This window comes from Stieleria magnilauensis (assembly GCA_007753675.1).
Taxonomy (GTDB): domain Bacteria; phylum Planctomycetota; class Planctomycetia; order Pirellulales; family Pirellulaceae; genus Stieleria; species Stieleria magnilauensis.
Genome location: CP036432.1, coordinates 4,056,925 through 4,077,606 on the forward strand (window position 1 = coordinate 4,056,925; position 20,682 = coordinate 4,077,606).

General features: G+C 60.5%; 17 protein-coding genes. 9 read left to right on the plus strand and 8 right to left on the minus strand.

Features of this window, described 5'->3' with window-relative positions; translation table 11 throughout:
- Positions 1–243: 243 nt before the first annotated feature.
- From TBK1r_RS14305 to TBK1r_RS14315, 3 genes are all read right to left on the minus strand, one after another.
- Entirely contained in the window at positions 244–5,238 is a 4,995-nt protein-coding gene (locus tag TBK1r_RS14305; RefSeq protein WP_145211704.1) for an Ig-like domain-containing protein, read from the minus strand.
- Between the two features lie 345 nt (positions 5,239–5,583).
- Positions 5,584–5,784: a membrane protein insertion efficiency factor YidD gene (gene yidD, locus TBK1r_RS14310; protein WP_145211708.1), complete on the minus strand. Its 201-nt coding sequence runs from the start codon at positions 5,782–5,784 to the stop codon at positions 5,584–5,586.
- Positions 5,785–5,939: 155 nt separating this feature from the next.
- Positions 5,940–6,272, minus strand: coding sequence for a HesB/IscA family protein (locus tag TBK1r_RS14315; protein WP_095741396.1), 333 nt, complete (start codon positions 6,270–6,272; stop codon positions 5,940–5,942).
- A gap of 298 nt (positions 6,273–6,570) precedes the next feature.
- Between TBK1r_RS14315 and TBK1r_RS14320 the strand changes: the two genes are divergently transcribed.
- From TBK1r_RS14320 to TBK1r_RS14330, 3 genes are read left to right on the plus strand one after another with little or no spacing between them, the layout of a single operon-like run.
- Positions 6,571–7,599, plus strand: a complete 1,029-nt coding sequence (locus TBK1r_RS14320; protein WP_145211711.1) for a rhomboid family intramembrane serine protease — start codon at positions 6,571–6,573, stop codon at positions 7,597–7,599.
- Positions 7,600–7,605: 6 nt separating this feature from the next.
- Positions 7,606–9,024 carry an MATE family efflux transporter gene (locus TBK1r_RS14325; RefSeq protein WP_145211714.1) on the plus strand — a complete coding sequence of 473 codons (1,419 nt, stop codon included), beginning with the start codon at positions 7,606–7,608 and terminating at the stop codon, positions 9,022–9,024.
- Positions 9,024–9,797, plus strand: a complete 774-nt coding sequence (locus TBK1r_RS14330) for a 2-phosphosulfolactate phosphatase (protein WP_145211717.1) — start codon at positions 9,024–9,026, stop codon at positions 9,795–9,797. The genes TBK1r_RS14325 and TBK1r_RS14330 overlap by 1 nt, the downstream gene beginning before the upstream one ends.
- A 519-nt stretch (positions 9,798–10,316) precedes the next feature.
- On the opposite strand, the gene TBK1r_RS14335 is transcribed toward TBK1r_RS14330, so the two are convergent.
- Together TBK1r_RS14335 and TBK1r_RS14340 are read right to left on the minus strand one after the other, a co-directional pair.
- The gene (locus TBK1r_RS14335; protein WP_145211720.1) at positions 10,317–11,108 is read right to left on the minus strand and encodes an MBL fold metallo-hydrolase; all 792 of its coding nucleotides are present in this window, start codon (positions 11,106–11,108) and stop codon (positions 10,317–10,319) included.
- A gap of 34 nt (positions 11,109–11,142) precedes the next feature.
- Complete coding sequence (locus TBK1r_RS14340; RefSeq protein ID WP_145211723.1) at positions 11,143–12,063, minus strand: NAD-dependent epimerase/dehydratase family protein; 921 nt, start codon at positions 12,061–12,063, stop codon at positions 11,143–11,145.
- A 95-nt stretch (positions 12,064–12,158) separates the two neighbouring features.
- Here TBK1r_RS14340 and TBK1r_RS14345 point away from each other — a divergent pair, with 95 nt between their 5' ends.
- Both TBK1r_RS14345 and TBK1r_RS14350 read left to right on the plus strand, forming a co-directional pair.
- Positions 12,159–13,343: a S1C family serine protease gene (locus TBK1r_RS14345; RefSeq protein WP_419581346.1), complete on the plus strand. Its 1,185-nt coding sequence runs from the start codon at positions 12,159–12,161 to the stop codon at positions 13,341–13,343.
- A gap of 146 nt (positions 13,344–13,489) precedes the next feature.
- Positions 13,490–14,575: a trypsin-like peptidase domain-containing protein gene (locus tag TBK1r_RS14350; RefSeq protein WP_419581347.1), complete on the plus strand. Its 1,086-nt coding sequence runs from the start codon at positions 13,490–13,492 to the stop codon at positions 14,573–14,575.
- A gap of 169 nt (positions 14,576–14,744) precedes the next feature.
- Here TBK1r_RS14350 and TBK1r_RS14355 read toward each other — a convergent pair whose 3' ends face one another.
- Entirely contained in the window at positions 14,745–16,031 is a 1,287-nt protein-coding gene (locus tag TBK1r_RS14355) for a GTPase (RefSeq protein ID WP_145211729.1), read from the minus strand.
- Between the two features lie 90 nt (positions 16,032–16,121).
- On the opposite strand from TBK1r_RS14355, the gene TBK1r_RS14360 reads away from it, so the two are divergent.
- Together TBK1r_RS14360 and TBK1r_RS14365 are read left to right on the plus strand one after the other, a co-directional pair.
- Positions 16,122–17,144 (plus strand): putative zinc-binding metallopeptidase, encoded by a 1,023-nt coding sequence (locus TBK1r_RS14360; RefSeq protein WP_145211732.1) that lies wholly within the window; start codon positions 16,122–16,124, stop codon positions 17,142–17,144.
- Positions 17,141–18,169, plus strand: a complete 1,029-nt coding sequence (locus TBK1r_RS14365; protein WP_145211735.1) for a D-alanine--D-alanine ligase family protein — start codon at positions 17,141–17,143, stop codon at positions 18,167–18,169. The genes TBK1r_RS14360 and TBK1r_RS14365 overlap by 4 nt, the downstream gene beginning before the upstream one ends.
- Here the strand turns inward: TBK1r_RS14365 and TBK1r_RS14370 are convergent.
- Positions 18,166–18,522: a nucleotide pyrophosphohydrolase gene (locus TBK1r_RS14370; protein WP_145211738.1), complete on the minus strand. Its 357-nt coding sequence runs from the start codon at positions 18,520–18,522 to the stop codon at positions 18,166–18,168. The two genes, TBK1r_RS14365 and TBK1r_RS14370, sit on opposite strands and share 4 nt — an antisense overlap.
- Entirely contained in the window at positions 18,522–19,643 is a 1,122-nt protein-coding gene (locus TBK1r_RS14375; RefSeq protein WP_372894835.1) for a glycosyltransferase family 9 protein, read from the minus strand. Before TBK1r_RS14375 ends, TBK1r_RS14370 begins: the two co-directional genes overlap by 1 nt.
- 280 nt (positions 19,644–19,923) lie before the next feature.
- Here TBK1r_RS14375 and TBK1r_RS14380 point away from each other — a divergent pair, with 280 nt between their 5' ends.
- Positions 19,924–20,289: a 4a-hydroxytetrahydrobiopterin dehydratase gene (locus TBK1r_RS14380; protein ID WP_145211741.1), complete on the plus strand. Its 366-nt coding sequence runs from the start codon at positions 19,924–19,926 to the stop codon at positions 20,287–20,289.
- Positions 20,286–20,627 (plus strand): hypothetical protein, encoded by a 342-nt coding sequence (locus TBK1r_RS14385; RefSeq protein WP_145211745.1) that lies wholly within the window; start codon positions 20,286–20,288, stop codon positions 20,625–20,627. Before TBK1r_RS14380 ends, TBK1r_RS14385 begins: the two co-directional genes overlap by 4 nt.
- The last annotated feature ends 55 nt before the right edge of the window (positions 20,628–20,682 follow it).

Consider the following 20,682-nt stretch of genomic DNA (forward strand, 5'->3'; position numbering starts at 1 on the left):
AAAAAACCCTGCAATTTGCGGGGTTTCCGGCGATTCTTAGCCGAACGAACCGTAGCACGCGTGGGAAATCCCCGGGGCCGAATTCGCCCAAAAACGCTTAAAAGCCCGTGTTTTCGAGGTTTGCGGCCGTTTCCACGAGCAGCCCGTCGCAAACACGCCGCCGAAAAGCCGCCGCCAAAGGCTCGAAAAAAGCCCCAAAAACAGCGGCCAAATTTCCTGGCCGAATCTCAAAAAAACCGCAAATCACCGCCTAAAGCGGAAAAACCGACTGAGCGAACTCGCACTCAGACCGGACTCGGAGGTCGATTCCGACTCCGCAGCCGACTCCGTTTCGGACGCCCGGCTGTCCGTGTAAGCCTCCGCCTCGTCGGTCTCCGAAGCCGCCTCGGAAGCCAAAATTCGACTCGCACCGGTAGAGGAAACTTCCACTGCCACCGCCTCCGGTTCGTCCTCGGCATCGGAATCGTCTGACGTGGTCGGAGCCAGCAGAGCGGCCGACAACATCGGTGCTGCGACCTCGCTGACCGACGTCGCCTGAGCCACCGACTCGCCTTCGCCCGAACCGGCCGTCGAGAAGATGCCCGTCGCCGGTTCACTGTCAACGAGCGGACTGTTCACTGCGTGATTTGCCACGGTGTCAGACGATGGCGTGCCGACTTGTTCGCCTTCACCGCTGCCGGCGGCGAGCTGCGTTGTGGCCGCACTATTTGCAGCGTTATTCGCTGCGGGGGTGCGGCTGTAATTGACGGCGTTGCTGTCCACGTTCACGCGGAACAGTCTCAAGTCGCCGATCTGGCCACGCGGCTGGACGATGTTTCGATTGCTGGTCAGCACGGCTGCGTTCAACGTATCGGGATCGGTGCCGCCGGCGTCGTCGTCTTCACCGGAGATAGTCAGTTCGGTTCCCAAGTCGTTGAGCGTGAAGTTGGCGTTGGAAATCGATTCCGATGCCAGCGACGTGGGCTCGGCCAGCAACGCCTGTTCGCCGGGTTGGACGACGACCAGCGCGGATTGCTGTGGCGTCGAGCCCAGCCAATCTTGGATCGAGAGGTACTCCGGTTTGATCCGCCCCATCTGCGCGTCGATCACCGCGTCACCATCGTCGGCGCTGCTATTGATCGTGTACTGCTGAGGCTCCTCGGCACCGCTGAAGAACGGAATCGCCGGGATCTCGACGACGTAGTCACCGGGCAACAAGTTCGCGAAGAACAAGTTAACCCCATCGAGAGTCGGAGACTCGTTGACGGCATTGCCCAACGCATCCGTTCCGGTCAGACGTACCGCCGAAACGAGTCTGCGGCCTTGGCTGCCGCTGAATCGGACGGTGATATTTCGCTGGGTCAGATCCAGCACTTCGATGGTCAACGTTCCCACGCTGTCGGTGCCGGATCCGTCGGACACGCTGTAGGTCAGCGTGTCGGTCCCGGTGAACGTGCTGCTGGGCGGGGTGTATGTCAATTCGGTGCCGGCGGTGTTGACCGACGCGGTTCCATTTTGCGCCGTCGTTTGCTGGGCCGTGGTCAGCTTCAGTTGCAAGGTTTCGCCATCGCCATCGACGTTCTCCGGCAAGTCTTCCAAGCGAAGCACGACCGATGCGCCGCTGCCCAGGTTGATTTGAACCGTGTCATTGAGCACCGGTGGCGGGTCTTCGACTTCGGTGACGGTAAACATGACCGTCGCGGTCGCCACTCCGCCGCCGGTGTCGCGGATGGTGTAGGTCACCGTTTCGGTGCCGAAGAAGTTAGCGGCCGGTGCGTAGAAGAACGTGGAACCGTCGCTGCTGAACCGGGCCGTCCCGCCTTGGCTGGGTGTGCCGACACTTTCGATCACGAAGGCCTGGTCATCGACGTCGCGGTCGTCATTGGCCAGAATATCGAAGGAGGCTTCGGCGGTGTCTTCGTTGACCGTGAAGGCGTTGTCGCGCGCCGTCGGTGGCGCATCGGACGACGTCACCGTGACGGTCACCGTTACCGTATCAGTGGCTTGCCCGTCGCTGACGACATAGGTGAAGGTATCGGTTCCGGTGAACCCGGCCGGCGGCGTGTAATCCACGGCCAAGCCATCCGAGGAAACTTCGACGGTTGCCCCCGTGGTGTTGCTGGTCACCGACGTGACGGTCAGCGTGCCATCGGTGTCGGGATCTAGCGAGTCATTGGCCAGCACGTTCAGTCGATTGGCGGTGGTCCCTTCGACCACTTCAAACGCGTCGTCCAAGCCGGTCGGCGGATCATTGACCGGTGTGACGGTGACGGTCACCGTGGCAGTGTCTTGTGCGCCGCTGCCGTCCCCGGCCCGATAGGTAAACGTCGTCGTGCCGTTGAAGTTTGCCGCCGGCGTGAACGAGACTTGGCCCGAATTCACGCTGACCGTTCCTCCGCTGGCCGGTTGGGTCACCGAGACGATCGACAAGGCCGCACTGCCGGTGGTGGTGTCGTTGGCCAGAACGTTGATGGTCATCGCCCCGGAATCTTCGGCGACGGTGATCGCGTCATCGAGCAACGTGAAGTCCAGCCCCACGGTCAAGTTGACGTTGCCAAAGAACACCGAATCGGCCGGTATCTGGTCGTCCTCGCCGTAGAGCAACATCTCACTGCTGGGCTCGTCGGCTTCTTCGCTGCGAATGTTGACGCTTCCCGCGGCGATGGCTTCCATTCGCACCCGGGCGATCACCGATTCGGCTTCGCCGGTCGCGACCGCGGCGGTCGATGCGGCACCGAGTTCGTCAATCAAGCCGGTCGAGAACGTCCCCTTGGGCGACAGCGTAAAATTGCCGACGTATTCGATCGTCGTCCCGCCTTTGACGCGGATGATCGAGGAATCGAACAGGATGTCGGTGTAGATCGCAAACACCCCGTCGCGGTCAAAACTGCCGCGGGCGTCGACACCGACCAGTTCCAAGACAAACTCGTCTCCGACGTTGACGTTGCTGACCTCGTTACCGTCGGTGTCCCTGAGCACCAATTTGACTTCGGCCTTGGGGGCCTCGGCGACCGTGACGGTGAAGTTTTCGGTACGCGTGTTGCCGGCCAAGTCGGTGATCGCCAGCGAGAACTGCGTGTCGCCGACATCACCGGCATCCGGCGTCCACTGGATCACGCCCGATCCGGCGTTGATCGTCGCGCCGACGGGAAATTGCGTCAACGCGTACGTGATCGAGCCTTCTTCGCTGTTGATCAAATCGGTTTCATACAGCCGCCCGACATTGGCGCGGGTGTTGGCGCTGCTGGTCACCGACGTCGGTACGGTGGTGTCGTAGGTGACGCTCACCGCTGCGCTTTGTTCGCTGGTTTGTCCGCTGAAGATCTGGCGAGCGGTCACGTTGTACGTGCCCTCGCCGAGGGCGGCGATGTTGTTGGTCGTGATGGTGACACTCGTCCCGCTGGCGACGGCTTCGCCCAAGACCGCGGAGGTTTGCTGATTGATCAGCTGGACCGTCGCACCGCTGGTGACGCCATCGACCACAAACGCCAGAGAACCCGAATTGGTGATGTTGTCGCTGTCGCTGCTGCCGGTGTCGCTGCCCGCACTCAGGTCAATCGAGGTGGGGGCGGCGAGCACCTGTTCGCCTGCAAAGTTGAACGTCAGGACTTGATTGTCGCTGTCACTGGAACTGTTGCCGGTGACCCCCGGTCCGGGGCGGACGGTGACTTGGACGTCAACCGTCCCGGTGAATCCGGTTGCCGGCGTGACCGTCAGCAAGCCGTTTTGATCGATCGAAGCGGTCGCATTGGAGCCACCCGAAATGACGGTCGCCGAATAGCTGACCGCGTCGCCTTCGATGTCGGTGCTGGACATCTGCAACGTCGCCGGCGTGTTGCGTGTGAATTCGTCAGGCACCGTCACCCGATTCAGGTAGGGCTGACTGTTCTGCGTGTCATTGTTGACGTCCACCTGGAACGTCTCGCTGTGCGTATTGCCGTCGCCATCGGTCACCGTCACCGTGACGTTGGTCGATCCCACGCCGTTGCCGGTCGGCTTCAACATGATCAACGAGTTTTCTGTGTCGTTGAACACCTCGATCGTGTTGATCGCGATGTCCGTCGTCGGCCGGTCGGCACCGTTGACCGCGTGTTCGCTGATCGCATCCAAGACGTCAAAGCCCTCGATCAGCTGGCCGAAGACACTGTGGTTGAAGTCCAAGAAGCGCGTGGGCACTTCGGTGAGAAAGAACTGCGAGTTGTTCGTGTCGTCGCTGGATTTCGCAAAGGAGATCACCCCTTTGCGGTTGTGCTGCAGTTCGGGGTGAAAGTCGTCGTCAAAGTTGCCGAGCGTCGAACCGCTGGTACCGGTTCCCGTCGGGTCGCCGGCCTGGATCACGAAATCGTCAACCACACGGTGGAAGATGATGTCGTCGTAGAAGTCGAGATTGGCCAGATTGATCACGCGTCCGGCCGCGGTCGGGGCGCGCTGCTCGAACATTTGGATCACCATGTCACCGTAGGTCGCCATGTCGATCCGGATCGAACGGTTGCCGCTGACCACACTGGCCTCCAGCAGGTTCGAATCGGCGACCGAGACGGTCACGGTCAACGGACCGCCGTCGGGGTCGTAGGCATCCACGGGCACGTGCAGCGGTGAACCGATCAAGGCGGTCTGGTCACCGATGTCGACGAAGGTCGGGTTCCCCCCTTGGGGAATCGGCACACCGGAGCGATCGCTCAGTTGTTGCAGCGTCAGCACGCCCGTCTCACGCGACCCATCGGGAAACACCCACGTCGGGTAGGCCGTGATGTTGTTGTCGATGCCGAGCTGGCTGATCGACCGATCGGGGTTGGTCACTTCCACGAAGGGCAGGTAAATCTGCCCGTCTTCAAACAGGTGTTTCTGTTCGGTGCAGGCCGGGCACCAGGCGGCGCCGAAGAACGTCACCTGGCCTTGTCCGGAGATCGGATTGCCGTTCGCATCGCGACCGACGGCCGCCAGGTCCTTGGCGAACTGAACCAGATCTGGCGCCGATTCGCCCTCGGCTTCGCTGACCGTCGTCAGCGTCGAACCGGCGGTGGCGGCCGCAAGCGTGGCGACTTCGGCACGCGCGTCGATCGGCCCCATCGAATCGGTGGAAACGATCGAGACGTCACCGGCAAGCAACTGGCGAGCCTCCAGGCTTTCCAATTTCAGCCGTTCCCCTCGCTTGATCCGGGGGGTGGTCGCGGAGGACGATTGGGGATTGCGGCCCAATTGACCCAGCAGACGGCTCAGGCGACTTCGACGGACTCGTTTTTCGCGACCTTGGAACATCTCTATTTAACCAGCTTCGGTGAACGGCATTGGGCGACGACGGGAGAAACACTTGCCAGCACCCAGGACAATCACGGATCTTGAGATTTCAACTGCTCAGAACCGTCTCTTGGGCCATTCGGCACACGGGGCGGGGCGGACTGAGAAAATCCCGCACAACCGCTACCTTTTCACAGCCCGGTCTAGGACGTTTGGGGACCCACGATTGTTCCGGCAAAAATGCGTGCCGGGCTGCGGAACCCCCCAAATAGGTGCGTTCGCGGTCGCGCCGTTCCAAAGGATGCTTGCTTCAAGGGCGGATTGAGTCGCCGTAGCGCACGCCAAATCCGCTAAAAAGTGGATTTTTTATTGCGGCGGTGGGTCGTGCCCGCCGGGATGCCAGGGATGACACTTCAAGATTCGCACGATCGTCCAGAACACGCCGGCGATCGGGCCGCGATTGCGGATCGCTTCGACCGCGTACTGGCTGCAGGTCGGCGTGAACCGACAGCGGGGCGGGAACAATGGGCTGATTCGAGTCTGGTAGACCCGAATCAGCCAAATCATCGATTTCGAGAAAATTCCCAGCGGATCACCTCGTCAAACGGAGGTCGACGGGAATGCGGCAAACGACTGAATACCAGCGGAAGTGCGGCTAAAGCCTGGACACCAACGGGATTGGGCTAAGGCCTGGACGGCAACGCGGTTAGTCGTCAGCTGGACTAGGCCTGGAAGGAACTTCCGCAGCCGCAGGTTTTGACGGCATTGGGGTTTTCGAACGTAAAGCCTTGTTTTTCCAGGCTTTCGTACCAATCGACGGTGGTTCCGTCGAGGTACAGGGCACTTTTCTTGTCGACGACCAGTTCCACTCCGTGGCACTCGTACTTCGAGTCCGCTTTTTCATCGTAGCTGTCGTCGAAATTCAGCGTGTAGTTGAATCCGCTGCACCCGCCACCGGCGACTCCGATCCGCAGGACCATTTCTTCGCCAAAATTGTGTTCGGTACGGAATCGTTGGACCTCTTGGGCCGCTCTTTCACTCAATTTGACTGCCATCGGGGCGTCACCTGGTTTTTTGGAGGACAAATTAACTTGCGCGTTCCAACGCGACCGCGTTTGCGGTCGCATTGTCATTGTATTTAGTCGGACACCGAACGGAATGTAAGACGAACGCTGGGAAACGGCCGTCGATCGGTGACTATTTTTTGGACCGCATGGCGGCAAAACTGACTAACCGTCATAGTATCGGGTAGTCCGCCGTCGGCGGCAAGTCTTTGCGCGCCACCGCAGCCCACTCCGAGCGCATTGCATCCAGATCTACGGCCGTTATTTCCACCTATTTTGTAACAATTGCATGCGCCGAATCGGCACTTTGACGGATCCCGACCAAGCGAGACGTTTTGCGGACTTTCTGTTCACGCTCTCGATCGAATGCAACGTCGACATCGAAGACGCCCCCGCGGCGGACGGTGCGGCCGGCGGAAAACAATGCCATTTGTGGATTCGCGATGAATCCCACGTCGAGCGTGCGAAACAGGAATTGCAGGCCTTTTTACAGTCACCGACGGATGAGAAGTACCGTGTCGGTGACGAGGCCGAGCGGATTCGGAAGCAGCGGCAAAGCGAGGAAAAGCGGAAAAAACGCTTGCAGCAAAAGGTCAATCCGAAAGCGCCCGCCACCGGGGCCGGCCCCCTGATGGGCGTGCCGACGCGCCAGCAGACGATTCCGGTCGTCATCGCGATGGTCGTGCTGTCGGTGATCGCCAGTTTTTCCACCGGATTCGGCAGCCCCAAAACGTCTCAAGTTCCTGGCGAACTTTCGACCGAGGAAACCATCTTTTACGGTCTGTCCTTCGTCGATTGGCGCGATTACGTGATCGGCAAAGACCCGCTGGCGTCGATCAAGAAGGGCGAGGTTTGGCGACTGATCACGCCGCTGTTCTTGCACGGCGACACCTATCACTTGGCGTTCAACATGCTTGGGATCTTTTTTCTCGGTTCGGCGATCGAGCGGCTGGAGGGGTCGTGGTTCATGGCGTTGTTGCTGTTGGCCAGCGGCATCTTTGGCGGATTGGTGCAAATCTGGTTGCCACCGGAGGACGCGTTGCCGCCGATGCTGGCGGGGTTGGCCGGATCGCCGTTTTCGATCGGCGCCTCCGGGGCCGTCTACGGTCTGTTCGGTTACCTTTGGATTCGGCCGGCCCTTTCGCCGTCGTATCCGGTTCGCATGATGCCGTCCAACGTCGCGATCATGCTCGGCTGGCTCGTGTTTTGCATTTTCTTCGTCGAGCGGATCGCCAACGGCGCTCACATCGGCGGCCTGGTTGCCGGGGTGGTCATCGCCGTGGTCATCTCGCGGATGCCCTCGGACCGATTTGCGTAAGACCCGATGTCGGAAATCTCTGGCGGGCGTCACGACCTGTCACAGCCAGCGGAGACCGTCCACGCCCTGCCTGTGCCGACCAATCTGGCAGAAGCGGCCGCCGAAGTGCTGCGCGTCGCGATTCCGTTGATGGTCAGCGCGGGCATGATGTCCATCGTGCTGTTTGCCGATCGCACCCTGTTGATGTTTTATGACGGCATGTCGATGAGTGCCTCGATGGCCGGCGGCAATCTGTTTTGGGTGGTGGTCTGTGTGCCGATCGGGGCCGCCGCGATGACGGGCGCCGTGATCGGTCAACTGATCGGAAACGGAGAACCGGACAAGGTCGGGCGTCTGCTCTGGCAATCGATCTGGTTGGCCTTGATGACCGTCCCATTTTTTATCGCCGCCTTCCTGGCCGCCGAGTCGCTGTTCCGCTGGACGGGGCAACCGGACGAGTTGATCGCCGCCGAAACGAGCTACATGCGCTGGTTGATGCTGGGGGCTTTGGGGTTGGTGATCGAGTCGGCGTTGAGCGGTTTTTTCAGCGGCACCGAACGCACCTCGGTGATCATGTGGGTCTCGGTCGCCAGCGGATTGCTCAATGTCGTCTTGGACGTGGTGTTGATTTTTGGTTGGGCGGGGTTTCCGGCGTGGGGCATTACCGGAGCGGCGATCGGCAGCGTGATTGCGTTCTGGTTCAAAGTCGTTTGCTACGCGTGGCTGCTCAGCCGACCGGCGTTGGAAAGTCGTTATGGGATGCGCCGCGGCTTGGTGATTGATTTTCCGATGTTGCGCAATTTCCTGTACTACAGCCTGCCCAGTGGATTGATGTACCTGACCGAAGCCGGCGCGTTCACGATCATCATCTTAAAAATCGGCCAGCTCGGCGACGTGCCACTTCGCGCGACCACGATGGCGATCAATTTCAACATGATCGCGTTCATTCCGCTGGTCGGCATCGCGATCGCCGCGTCGGTGCTGGTCGGACGGCATCTGCTGCAAAATGGTCCGGCCTTTGCCGTCCGCACGTCACTGGCATCGCTGCTGGTGGCCTTGGTCTATTCGGCGTTTTGGGCGATCGCCTACCTGGTCGTCGGCGATTGGATGCTCTCGCTGTACGCCTTGGGAACGCCCGATGAAAACTCCCGCCAGGCGATCGCGCTGGCCGGCGGGCTGTTGGGCTTTGTCGCCTCGTACGTCCTGGTCGACGCGGTCCAATTGATCTTCAGTGCGGCGCTCAAGGGTGCCGGTGACACCTGGTTTGTGCTCGCCGCCGGTGCGGCGACGAGCGCGCTTTCGATCACCGCCGGAGTCGCGTTTGATCCCGGCCGCTCCTCGCTGACGTGGTGGTGGTGGGTGATCACGATCTGGATTTGGGCGTTGGCAATCACCATGACCACACGATTCCTCGGAGGCCGCTGGAAATCCATGCGGATGGTTTAATGAATCAATCGATCTCTGTCTCGTTGACGCCGTCGGAACTGTCGCCGGAGTGCGATTTGCACCAGGCCTGTTCGATCATCATCGACGTGCTGCGCGCGACCAGCGTCATGGCGACCGCCGGCCAGTCGGGCGTCCGCCGAATGATCACGTGCGAAAACATTCACGCAGCCGCCCAGTTCGCCGATCAGGCCGCGATTCGTCCGCTGCTGTGCGGCGAACGCCATTGCAAACCGATCGATGGGTTTGATCTGGGCAACTCGCCGGCCGAATACACGCCCGAGCGAGTGGCGGACCGCGACCTCGTGTTGACGACCACCAACGGCACCCGAGCGATTCATGCGGCCATGCGATCGCGCCGCTTGTTGGCCGCCTCGTTCTTGAACCTCGACGCCACCCTGGCCGCCGTGCGGTCCGAACCGCACCTGCAAATCGTTTGCGCGGGAACCAATGGTCAGATCAGTTACGAAGATGTCCTGTTGGCCGGTGCCATCATCGACCGATTGGCTCCACCCGATTCGGATGGTTCCGAGCCGTCCGGTCACATCGATGACTCGGCACGCATCGCCTGGAGCGTTTGGCGACAGGCCGACGGAAACACGCGACCGCTGCAACAGTCGCTGCGCCACTCCCTGGGCGGACGCAACTTGATCGAGGCCGGGTACGAGGCGGATCTTGAACGTTGTGCACAAGTCGGCACGATTGACGGAATCGTCGAACGCGCCGAGCCGGGGAAAACGGTTTTTGAGTTCCGGCGATTAGCAGTTAGCAAGTAGCAAGTAGCAAGTAGCAAGTAGGGCATTCTGTGCGTGCCGGCGGTCACTCCGACGCTTCCTGCCATGACCCCGGCGGGGTCAGAGCCAGTAGCCGGAGGTGAGCGCAGCGACACCTCCGGATGTCCGGTCACCCATCGGACGCGACCCCGAAGGGCAACGCTGTGAAGCATTTTTTAGCGGTAGGGCGCGAGCCCTCCGGTGTTTCGGGAACGATGAGCGACCGGAGGGCTTGCGCCCTGCCGCTAACACCTCGTCAAACGCAGGGAATAAATGCTTCGCTGCGACCCCGCCGGGGTCGATGGGAATTGGCGAAGGCCTTCCCGGAGGTGTCGCTACGCTGACCTCCGGCTACTCGCTGTAATCCCTCCGGGATACTAGCTTCGCTGCCGCTCTCCCCTGACAACAATCTGAGTGTCTTTTGTTAGCGGTAGGGCGCGAGCCCTCCGGTCTGTCCACTCGTATGCAACGCGGAAACCGGACGGCTCGCGCCGTTCCGCTAACACCTCCAGACCGACCGGGCTATCCCAGCCCTTCGGGCAGCTTGCCTGCGGCGACTTCTTCGTCCCATTCGTCCATCAACGGCCAAGACTCGGCTAGGGTTCCGAAATCGGCCATCTTCAGATAACCGCTGACGCGATCGATGGTCTTGTTCATGAAGTCCTTGTTGTTGGCGAAGATCGGGCCGTGGCTCGGTGCCAACCACTTGACGTCGCTGTCTCGGATCCGTCGCAGCGATTGCAGGAACGCCTTGATGTCGCTGCCGTGGTGTGCGTCGATCGCGCCGATGCATCCGTCGCGGTAGATGTTGTCACCGCTCAGCAGCACGTCGCCGATGCGGAAGGCGAGTTGGCTGTTGGTATGGCCCGGCGTGTGCCAGACTTCGACTTCCAGATTGCCGATCTTGATCACGTCGCCGTCATTCACTTGGTGTTCGACGTCGACCTTGGGCATGTCCAGTTTCAGGTTTTGGGCTTCGATTTCGGCGAGCGTCCACAGCGTGTCGCCTTCGGCCAACGGCCGCACCGCGTTGGGATGGGCCGTCACGCTGGTCTTCAGCAGCGACTTGAGCTTGGCCAGCCCCTGGATGTGATCGACGTCGGCGTGCGTCGCGATCAGGGTTTTGCAACGGGACAAGGGGAAATCGAGCTTGCGAATGATTTCGACAAAATCGTCGACGGTTTCTTCGTAGCCGATGTCAACGAGTGCCCATTCGTCCTCGTCGTAGATCAGGTAGACATTGCAACCGAGCACTTCACGAGCTTGAAAGTTCAACTCGAGGATGCCGGGGAAGAGGGGGGTGCGCTGGATCATGCGTTCGGTGTGGTGCTCTGAATTCGTTGGGGCGTCATTCTATGGGGGCTTGCAAGACATCCGCCAGCCCGCTGCGATAGTCTGGAAAGTCCAACCCCGGTAATAGCTCACGCCGTAACTTTCGATTCCATACGCGTTTGTTGCTGTCACTGCGCATGCGAACCGGCGCGTCGGCCGCGGGGGGGACAAAACGAGGCGGCGGGGCACCGCATTGTCGGGCGATTTCGCGATAAAAATCGCCTCGCACGACCGGCGCGTCGTCGGCGACGACGTACAACCGCGATTGCATCCCGATGGAAACCCGTTGCGGCGGAACGGACATCGTTTGCCAAGCCGCCAGCACGGCTCGGGCCGCGTCTCGGACGTGGATCAAATTCAAAAACCCCGTTTCGGGCGACGCGATCGGTCGACCGGCGACGACATCGGCGGCGCGGGGCACTCGACCGGGACCGTAGATCCCCGCCAATCGCAACACGGTCCACGGTGCCGCCGGGCGTTGGGCGTGCAGCAAGCCCTCGGCCTGCAGATGGACGCGTCCGCCCAGGCGATTGGGGTGCGTGGGCGACGTTTCATCCACCCAGCGGCCGTCGGTTTGGTGATAAACGCCCGTCGTGCTGATGTAACAAAGTCGCATGTCGGTCGGCAATAGGTGGAGCAGGTTTCTCAGCCCCCCGACCTGGGACTCGTAGCGTCCCAGCGGGCCATTGCGGTCGTAGCTGACCGCGACCAGCACGCGCGCGGCGGCGGACAGCTGCGGCAAAGGGAGATTTCTATAAGTTGCCTGATCGGTCCAATCAAAACGGATCGGGTGAAATCCGTTGTCGGCCAAGCTGGCGAAGCGGTTTTTAGAGCGCGTCGTCGCGTAAACTTTCGCACCCGACGCCGCGGACAGCTGGGCCACGGTTCGCCCTAAGTAGCCTGCACCGACCACTAAAACATCTGTATTGTCGTTCATTCCGGCTTTTTCCGCGACTTTTTCAAAATGGTGGGGTTGAGGCTACAATGGGTGGCGTGACTTTCAACCGGGCTTTTTATGACAGGGAGTGTGTTTTGAACCAGGCTGGTCAAACCAATCGGATCGCGGGGGCGGGGGCTGATTTAGCCGGTCGTCGTTCTGTCGGTCGTTGTTCTGTCCGTGGTTCGTTCTCCGGGCTGGCCTGCATGCTGCTGGCCGCCCTGCTGTCTGGCGTCCCCGCCCACGCCGACGATGCCTCCGCTGGCGAGCGCAATTCGCCAGCGATCCAAGAAAACGCGTTCGTGCAAAACGACTCGCGAGAGACGGCGGCAAACGCGGCGGGAACCTACGTTTCGGTGCCGATCGATCTGGAACCGATTCACCGCCGCGGTGGCGTCCCCGAATCGCTTGAAATCTTGCAGTTGATGGAAAAACAACAGCGGCTAGTGGCCGAGCGGGCGAGCAGGTGTACCGTCAGTGTCAAAATCGGCGCCGCCCAGGGCTGTGGCGTGATCGTCTCCGATAGTGGCTTCGTCATCACGGCTGCCCATGTCGCCATGCGACCCCAACGGCGGGCGATCATCACGCTGTCCGATGGACGCCAGGTTTCCGCGACCACGCTGGGGATGAACCGAGAGGTGGACGCCGGACTGATCAAAATCGATCCCGACCAAAACGGTGGCAAACCCTGGCCCCACGCCAGCCTTGGCACGAGCGACAACCTGGTGCCGGGCATGTGGTGCATCGCGATGGGCCATCCCGGCGGTTACGATCCGTCCCGCGGCGCCGTGATCCGCGTCGGCAGATTGTTGGAAGTCAGCCCCGACGTGATCCGCACCGACTGCGCCCTGATCGGTGGTGACAGCGGCGGCCCGCTGTTTAATTTCGCCGGCCAACTGATCGCCGTCCACAGCCGGATCGGCAATGACGTCGCCGACAACTTGCATGTGCCGATCGACCACTACGACAAATCCTGGGACCGCATGGCGCTCGGCGAGGCCTGGGGGTTCTTGCCGAATTTCAAACCCACACTCGGCGTCTCCGGGAACCGATCCACCAAGACCGCTGAAATCATCGCGGTCAAACCTGGCATGGCGGCCGAAGCCGGCGGGATGATGGCCGGCGACGTCGTGATCAAATTCGGTCGCCAGCCGATCACGGATTTTCAATCACTCGTCGATGCCGTCGCCGACACCATGCCGGGCGAACGCGTCCCGGTTTTGGTCCAGCGGGGGAACGACACCGTGCGATTGGTGATCGAAATCGGCAGGTCGGGATGATGCAGCCCCCGAGTCGCGGCCCCGAGTGGAAAACCCTGATGGGCAAACCCCGATTGCGCGTCCGAACGGTTCACGTTGGCATGTTCACGTTGGCTTGAATTTTGAAATCCTTTAAAATACGTTCGTCTCCTTTATTGATGGCCGCCATGATTCCTCAACCGATCGACTGGTTTTCAAAACGTCGCCCGTCCGCCTTGGTGTTGGCCGCGGTGATGTCGATGGTCCTCTCGGGCAGCGTGCTCACGCCTGCGGTTCACGCCCAGTCGACGCCCCACTGGATGAGCCACGGGCGGTACCGGACATCCATCGCGTCACGCGACAGCGGTGCGATGATGCGTCTGGTTCGGCCCCTGTCCGAAACCGTGGAACAATCGGTCGTGCAGGTCTATTCGGGCGGCCAGGTTGTCTCGTTGGGAACGGTGGTGTCCGAAGACGGTTACATCCTGACCAAGCGAAGTGAGCTGAGCGGCGGCGATCCGGTTTCGGTCCGATTGCCCAGCGGCGAGAAAGTGGACGCCCGTGTCGCGGCCCGAAAAAAATCTAATGACCTGGCGCTGTTGAAACTTCACGGCGGCGATGAAGCCAGCTGGAACATCAAACCGGCGACCTTCAGCACCGTGGAACCTCCGACAGGCAGTTTCTTGATTTCACCCGGACGCGACGGATTCACGATCGGAATCGGCGTGCTGGGTGTTCCGCCTCGTTACGTCGCCCACCACGGGCTCTTGGGCGTCAACTTTTACGACGCACAAACGGGCCCCGCGATGGTCCGCCGCGTTCATCCGGAAAGTGGTGCCGACAATGCCGGGCTTCAAGACGGCGATCGGATTCTGAAAATCAACGGACTGCAATTGCTCGGCTCCGAGTCGGCGGTCAACACGCTGAAAAAAATGTATCCGGGCGATGTGGTGCGATTAACGATCATGCGGGGCGAAAACACGCTCGAGTTGGACGCCCAGATGAGCGACAAGGCGTTGTTGATGGAGTCGGAAAATGACGCCAAGGTCAACGGGCCGCGGAACATGCGACTGAGCGGCTTTGACAGCGTCATCCAACACGACACCGTGCTGGCCCCCAACCAATGCGGCGGCCCGCTGTTGGATAGCCATGGTCACGTCATCGGTATCAACATCGCCCGCGCGGGCCGAGTCGTCAGCTACGCCTTGCCGTCGGCATTGGTCACCGCCGAGATGGTCGAAATGCTCGAAGAGGCTCGTCGACCGCGGGAGTGATAAGGTTCTCGTTCTCGTTTGCGGACTTGGGCGTTGCCCAAGGCTATGGATGTGAACGGCCGTTGGCCGAAGTCGTCCACTCTGAACAGATCGGACGTGCAAAAGCTGTGTCGATACCAATGCCCCAGCAGCAGGATCGAGCGCAGCGAGGGGAGGATTGCGTCGCGTCTTAGACGAGCTCCCCGCGTCGCAAACAGGCGATCAACTGCTCGGGCTGCTCGCCCAGCCTGGCGATCTCGGTCACCCAATCCCATTGACGTGGGTTGATCGGGACGGGACGACCGAGCGGCGGCAGATCATCGATCAGCATTTGGACCACGGTTTGAAGCAGGTTGCCAATGCCCGCTCCCGTGGTTGCAACTGTTGCCAACGCATCGGCCGGCGCGTCAGCGGACTCGACCGGTGACAGGTCCGATTTATTGATGACCCTGACTGTCGGCACGGAGGCGTTGATGCGTTCGAGTGCCTCCAACAGCGTGTGGTCCCATTGCAATCCCGGCTCGGTGACCAGGGCGACCAGATCCGCCGTCGCGATCGCCTCCATCGCTCGATCGATGCCTTGTTTCTCGATCGTGTCGTCGCTGCGGTGCAACCCCGCGGTGTCTCGCAGCCGCAGCGGCCAACCGTCGAACACGGTTTCGGCATCCAGGACGTCGCGCGTCGTCCCGGCAAAATCCATGATGATGCTGCGATCGTAACCCACCATCGCATTGATCAGACTGCTCTTTCCGACGTTGGGGGGACCGGCCAGCACGACATCAAACGGACGCGTCAGGCGGTGTCCGATGCGGCCGGCAGCGGCGATGTGTTGCGTTTGCGCGGCGATTTCGGCCGCGCGTCGGGCATCGTCGCCGAGCAGCTGGATCGACCGCTGTCGCCACTGACACAGCGCACCGCGGACTTGGTCCAACGCGATGGCAGCCGTTTTCACCGTCGTGCTTTGGGACAACACCGCACAGGCCTCATCGATCAAACGCTGATCCACGGGATCCTTGACCGGAAGCCGTCCGGCCGAGGGGACGCCGTCCAAGGGATGCGGGGCGACGCGGCGGACACCGATCGAGGACAGATCATCCAGGATTCGAGCGATCGCGGCTTCTCCACCGTGACAATGAAGTTCGTAGCGTTGTGGGGCGGTCGGCACCACCACGATCGACTCGCCGGCCGTCGTGGCACGTTCTGTTGAGGAGGAGTCTGCCGGCGAAGCTGTGTCCGCAGACCCGCCCGCCCAGACGCCATAGCGTACTTGGCCGACATCCATCGCCCGCGATCGGTTGCAGCGAAAGAAATGCGTGACACACGCCTCGGCACGTTCACCCCACAATGCGATGACTGCGATTGCCGATCGACCGGCACCGGTCAACAGCGCGCAACAGGTCGTTTGTTTCGACAGCGATTGGGCGTTAGACTCGTCGCCTGGTATCGGTAACGTATTGTTTTGGGATAAGGACATCATGTAACGTCGGATGCACGGATGCGGGCAGTCAATCGCGGCTCGCCAAGATCATCGATCGGACTTCCATTTCACGACCCAACCGCAACAACCATGGCACGGAGAACGCTCGACCTGTCGTCACTCTCGGACGACCAATTGTTGGACATGCGGATCTGCGATCTACAGCTTTCCATTGTCGGTACGCCTTTGGAAGCCCGGATCGATCAATTGAACAGCGAATTGGCCGAGCGGGGACTGAAGTTTCGCCCGCACTTCTGGCTCAGCGACGATTGGTTCTCTCCCGATGGCATCCCGGGCATCGCGATCCCGTTCTATTTGGCACACCCCCGGCTGATCCGCTTGGAACGCAAGCAGTTGCTCGAGGTCGAAGGTGGGACCAAGAGCTGGTGCATGAAAATCTTGCGGCACGAGGCCGGCCACGCGATCGACACGGCGTTTCAGATTCGCCGCAAAGCCCGCTATCGAGAGTTGTTCGGCAGGTCCTCAGACCCCTATCCGGAATTTTACAGCCCCAAACCGCAGTCCCGTGAGTACGTCCTGCATTTGGACATGTGGTACGCTCAGGCTCATCCGCTGGAGGATTTTGCGGAGACCTTTGCCGTCTGGTTGCCGCCCAAGTCACGCTGGAAAGCGCGTTATCGAAACTGGCCCGCGCTCAAGAAACTGTGCTTCATCGACGAGTTGATGAGCAGTCTGGGGGGGAAACCCGCGGTGGTTCAAACCAAGCAGCGGGTCGATCCCGTGTCGCAAATACGCCGCACCTTGCGTACGCACTACCAGCGCAAACGCGAGTACTACGGCATGAATTATCCGAATGTCTTCGACAAAGATCTTCGCAAGCTCTTTTCGTGCGACCGGAGTCATCGGCGTAACCCCACCGCCGCCGCCCTGCTGTCGCGTTGGCGTGGGGAGATTCGGAGGGTCGTCGCGAATTGGACCGGCGCCTATTCGTATATGGTCGATCAAGTCCTGCAGGAAATGATTGAAAGGTGTCGAGAGTTAGAGTTAAGGCTGGGGACGACACCCGAGACGTGCAAACGTGACGCGATGATCTTGGTGGCCCTGCGGACGAGCAATTATCTCAATTCGGGTCATAGACGGGTAATGATGTGAGCAAGCTACGTGTATTGGTGCTGGTCCGCACCGGGCATGTTCCCCCCCTGACCCTCGAAGGTATCCCAGAGAAAGAACTCGACGCCTGGAAAGCGGAATTCGATGTCTGTGACACCCTGCGACTGTTGGGGCACGAGGTGCTGCCGCTGGGCGTCTACGATGACCTGTCGCCGATCCGTAACGCGCTGACCGAATTCAAGCCGCACATCACCTTCATGCTGCTGGAAGAATTCCACGGCGTGGTGACCTACGATTTTGCCGTGATCAGCTACCTGGAACTGATGCAGCAACCCTACACCGGTTGCAACCCCCGCGGATTGTTGCTGAGCAAAGACAAAGCGCTGAGCAAAAAAATCCTCACCTACCACCGCATCCAGACCCCGCGTTTCACCGTGTTCCCGTTCGGACGCACGATCCACCGTCCCAAGAAGCTCGAATTCCCGCTGTTCGTCAAATCGGTCTCCGAAGACGCGTCGTTCGGAATCTCGCAAGCCTCCATCGTGCAAAACGACGAACAGCTGCTCGAACGCGTCGCCTTCGTCCACGAGCACACCCGCGACGACGCGATGGTCGAACAGTACATCGAAGGCCGCGAGATCTACGTCGGCGTGATCGGTAATCAGCGGCTGCAGACGTTTCCCCCCTGGGAAATGGACTTCGGCCAAATGCCCGCCGAGACCGCCCGCATCGCCACCAGCCAGGTCAAGTGGAATCGCAAGTATCAAGAGAAACACGGCATCACCACCCACGAAGCGGTCGACCTGGGCGGTGAAATGGGCGAAAAAATCCAAAAGATCTGCAAACGCGTTTACCGTGCCCTCAACATGAGTGGCTACGCCCGCATGGATCTGCGGCTGAGCAACTCCGGTGAAATCCACGTGCTCGAAGCCAACGCCAATCCGAACCTGGAATACGGCGAAGACTTTGCCGAGTCCGCCGAGACGGCCGGCATCGAGTATTCCATGTTGATGCAGCGGATTCTCAACCTCGGCCTTCGCTACAAGGCCGCCTGGATGCTCGGTTAGGGCGGCGGATACTTCTCGGCGTTGCGAATCATCTTCTTCGCCAGTGTCGAACTGAGATCGATCTCCATCGTGTTGGCGATCGCCAAGACATACGCCAGGCAATCGGCCAGTTCTTCGCCGACGTCATGCTTCTTGGCCGCGTCTTGCTGCACCGCAGCGGCTTCCTCCAGCGTCAACCACTGGAAGTGCTCCATCAGCTCTCCGGTTTCAATCCCCAAGGACATCGCCAGGTTCTTGGGGTTGTGAAACGAGTGCCAATCGCGCTGGGCGACAAAGTGTTCCACCAAGTCGCGGAGGGCTTGCACGCTGGTCGATTCGTCGCGGCTGCTGGGATCGATCGAAGAGGACGTCATCAGGCGGCGACCAACAGTTGCCGCTGGTGCTCGATTTCGTCCACCGCTTGGCAGACGTGCTCCACACCGATCGCACACATCGCCGCATTGGACGCGCTGCGGCGTTGCCGAGCCGAACCCGATTCATAAGCGACTTGAATCGCCGTTTGGCCATAGGGGCCGCTGTCGCCCGGCCGGGTCGCACCGTACAGACCGATCGTCTTGGTGCCGACCGCCACCGACATGTGCAACGGACCGGTGTCGTTGCTGATGAACAGGTCCGCCGTCTGGATCATCGCCGCCAAATGCTGAAGATCGGTTTCGGGGGCGAGAATCGCGGTTCCGTTACTCGTCGAAACAATGTCCGATGCCATCGCACGATCAAAAGGCGTGCCCCATACGGCGATGCTCGTGTAACCATAACGGTCGTACAGATAACGTGCCGTCGCGCCAAATCGCTCCGGCAACCAGCGTTTGCTGTGCCACGTCGCTCCGGGATTAAGAATCGCGATCCGCTGCGAAGGAATCGTGTTGCGATAGCGTCGCGCCCACACCTGGGCCGGTCCCGCGATCGGCAAATCCCAACGCACCGAAGGCGAATGAATGCCCAGAGGAATCAACAACTCCAACGAGCGGTCGGTCAAATGATGAAAGACCGGATTGACCTGAACATTGGAAAACCATCGGCTCAACTCGCGCGCATGTTTTCCCGCGTAACCAATCCGATGTGCCGCGCCGGACAGATAACACGCCAAACTCGATTTGGTCATCCCCTGGCAATCAATCGAAACATCACACTCGAGCGCCCGCAGCTGTCGACGGGCATCGCGGATCCGACTCGGCGACGTGAACCACCCCCGCGGCAGGACGATCAACTCATCCACGGCGGGATGTCGGCGAACGACCGGCGCAGATTTCTCTTCCACGATCCAGGAAATCTTGGCGTTGGGAAATCGATCCCGCAGCGCACAGGCCACCGGCAAGGTCAAGATCGTGTCGCCAATCGCACTCATTCGGCTGATCAGAAATCGCGGTGACTCGGTTTCGAGCTTGATCGGGGCCGGCGGTGCCGGCTGCACCGCTCGCTGCGTCTTTGATCGTTTCTGAAAACCTGATTTCGGAGTTTTTTCGCCACTGGACATCGTCACGATCCTTCGTGTTGATAGAGAGAAGAGTAGGCTGATCCGTTCCCCCCGATCCGGATCCCGCGATCGCTCCCAAGAGAGGTCGCAGAACGCGGTTGACTGGCAACCTAGTCTTTTCGCAAAACCGCCGCCAGATCGACTTTTTGACTCAAGTCGCCGGGCCGGAAAACCGGGCGCGGGAAACGCACCCGGGTGGTGGCTGTGAGTGCTTTGGCCCCGCTAAACTTGATGGTTGTGGACCAGGTCACCAGTCCCGTTTCCATCACGCCATCGAACCATGTCTGATTCCAACACCCCGACTGCCGAAACCCTGGCCAATTCGAAATGTGTCCCCTGCGAAGGCGGGGTACCGAAGCTGACGCCCGACCAAGCCGCCGGGTTTGCACGAGCGACGCCGAATTGGTCCGTCGATTCGGATGCCAACCAGATCCGCCGCAAGCTGAACTGCAAAACCTTTGCCAAAGCCGTCGAGCGAATCAATCAGATCTGCGAAATCGCCGAGCGCGAGCAGCATCATCCCGATCTGCACCTGACCGGCTATCGGCATTTAGAAATCGTGCTGACGACCCATGCGATCGGTGGCCTGAGCGAAAACGATTTTATTCTCGCCGCCCAGATCGATCGATTGCTGGACGACCAATGAACGTTGTGCCACGCCATCGCTTGCTATCATTGCTCGCCGAATGCACCGGCGATGACATTTGGAGCGTCGAGCATTGTCGGGCGCGGCGGATCCCGGAAAGCTGGATTGAGCAGCTCTCGGATGCTTATGAATCGGGGTTCCAGTCCGATCATCAAACGATCTACACCGAGGCCGGTGTGACCAACCAGTATCACGGCGTCCGCGATGTGGATCTGGCCATTCGCTTGGCCGAGTCGATGGGAATCCATGTCGACGCCAACGCGTTGGCCCGACTCGGCCGCGCGCGACTGGTCCAAGCGATCAAAGACGCCGTCATGAACGGTGACGATGAACTTTGATGGGTACCTCGGCAGTTGACCGGGTCAACCATTGAAACTGATACCACGGATGGCA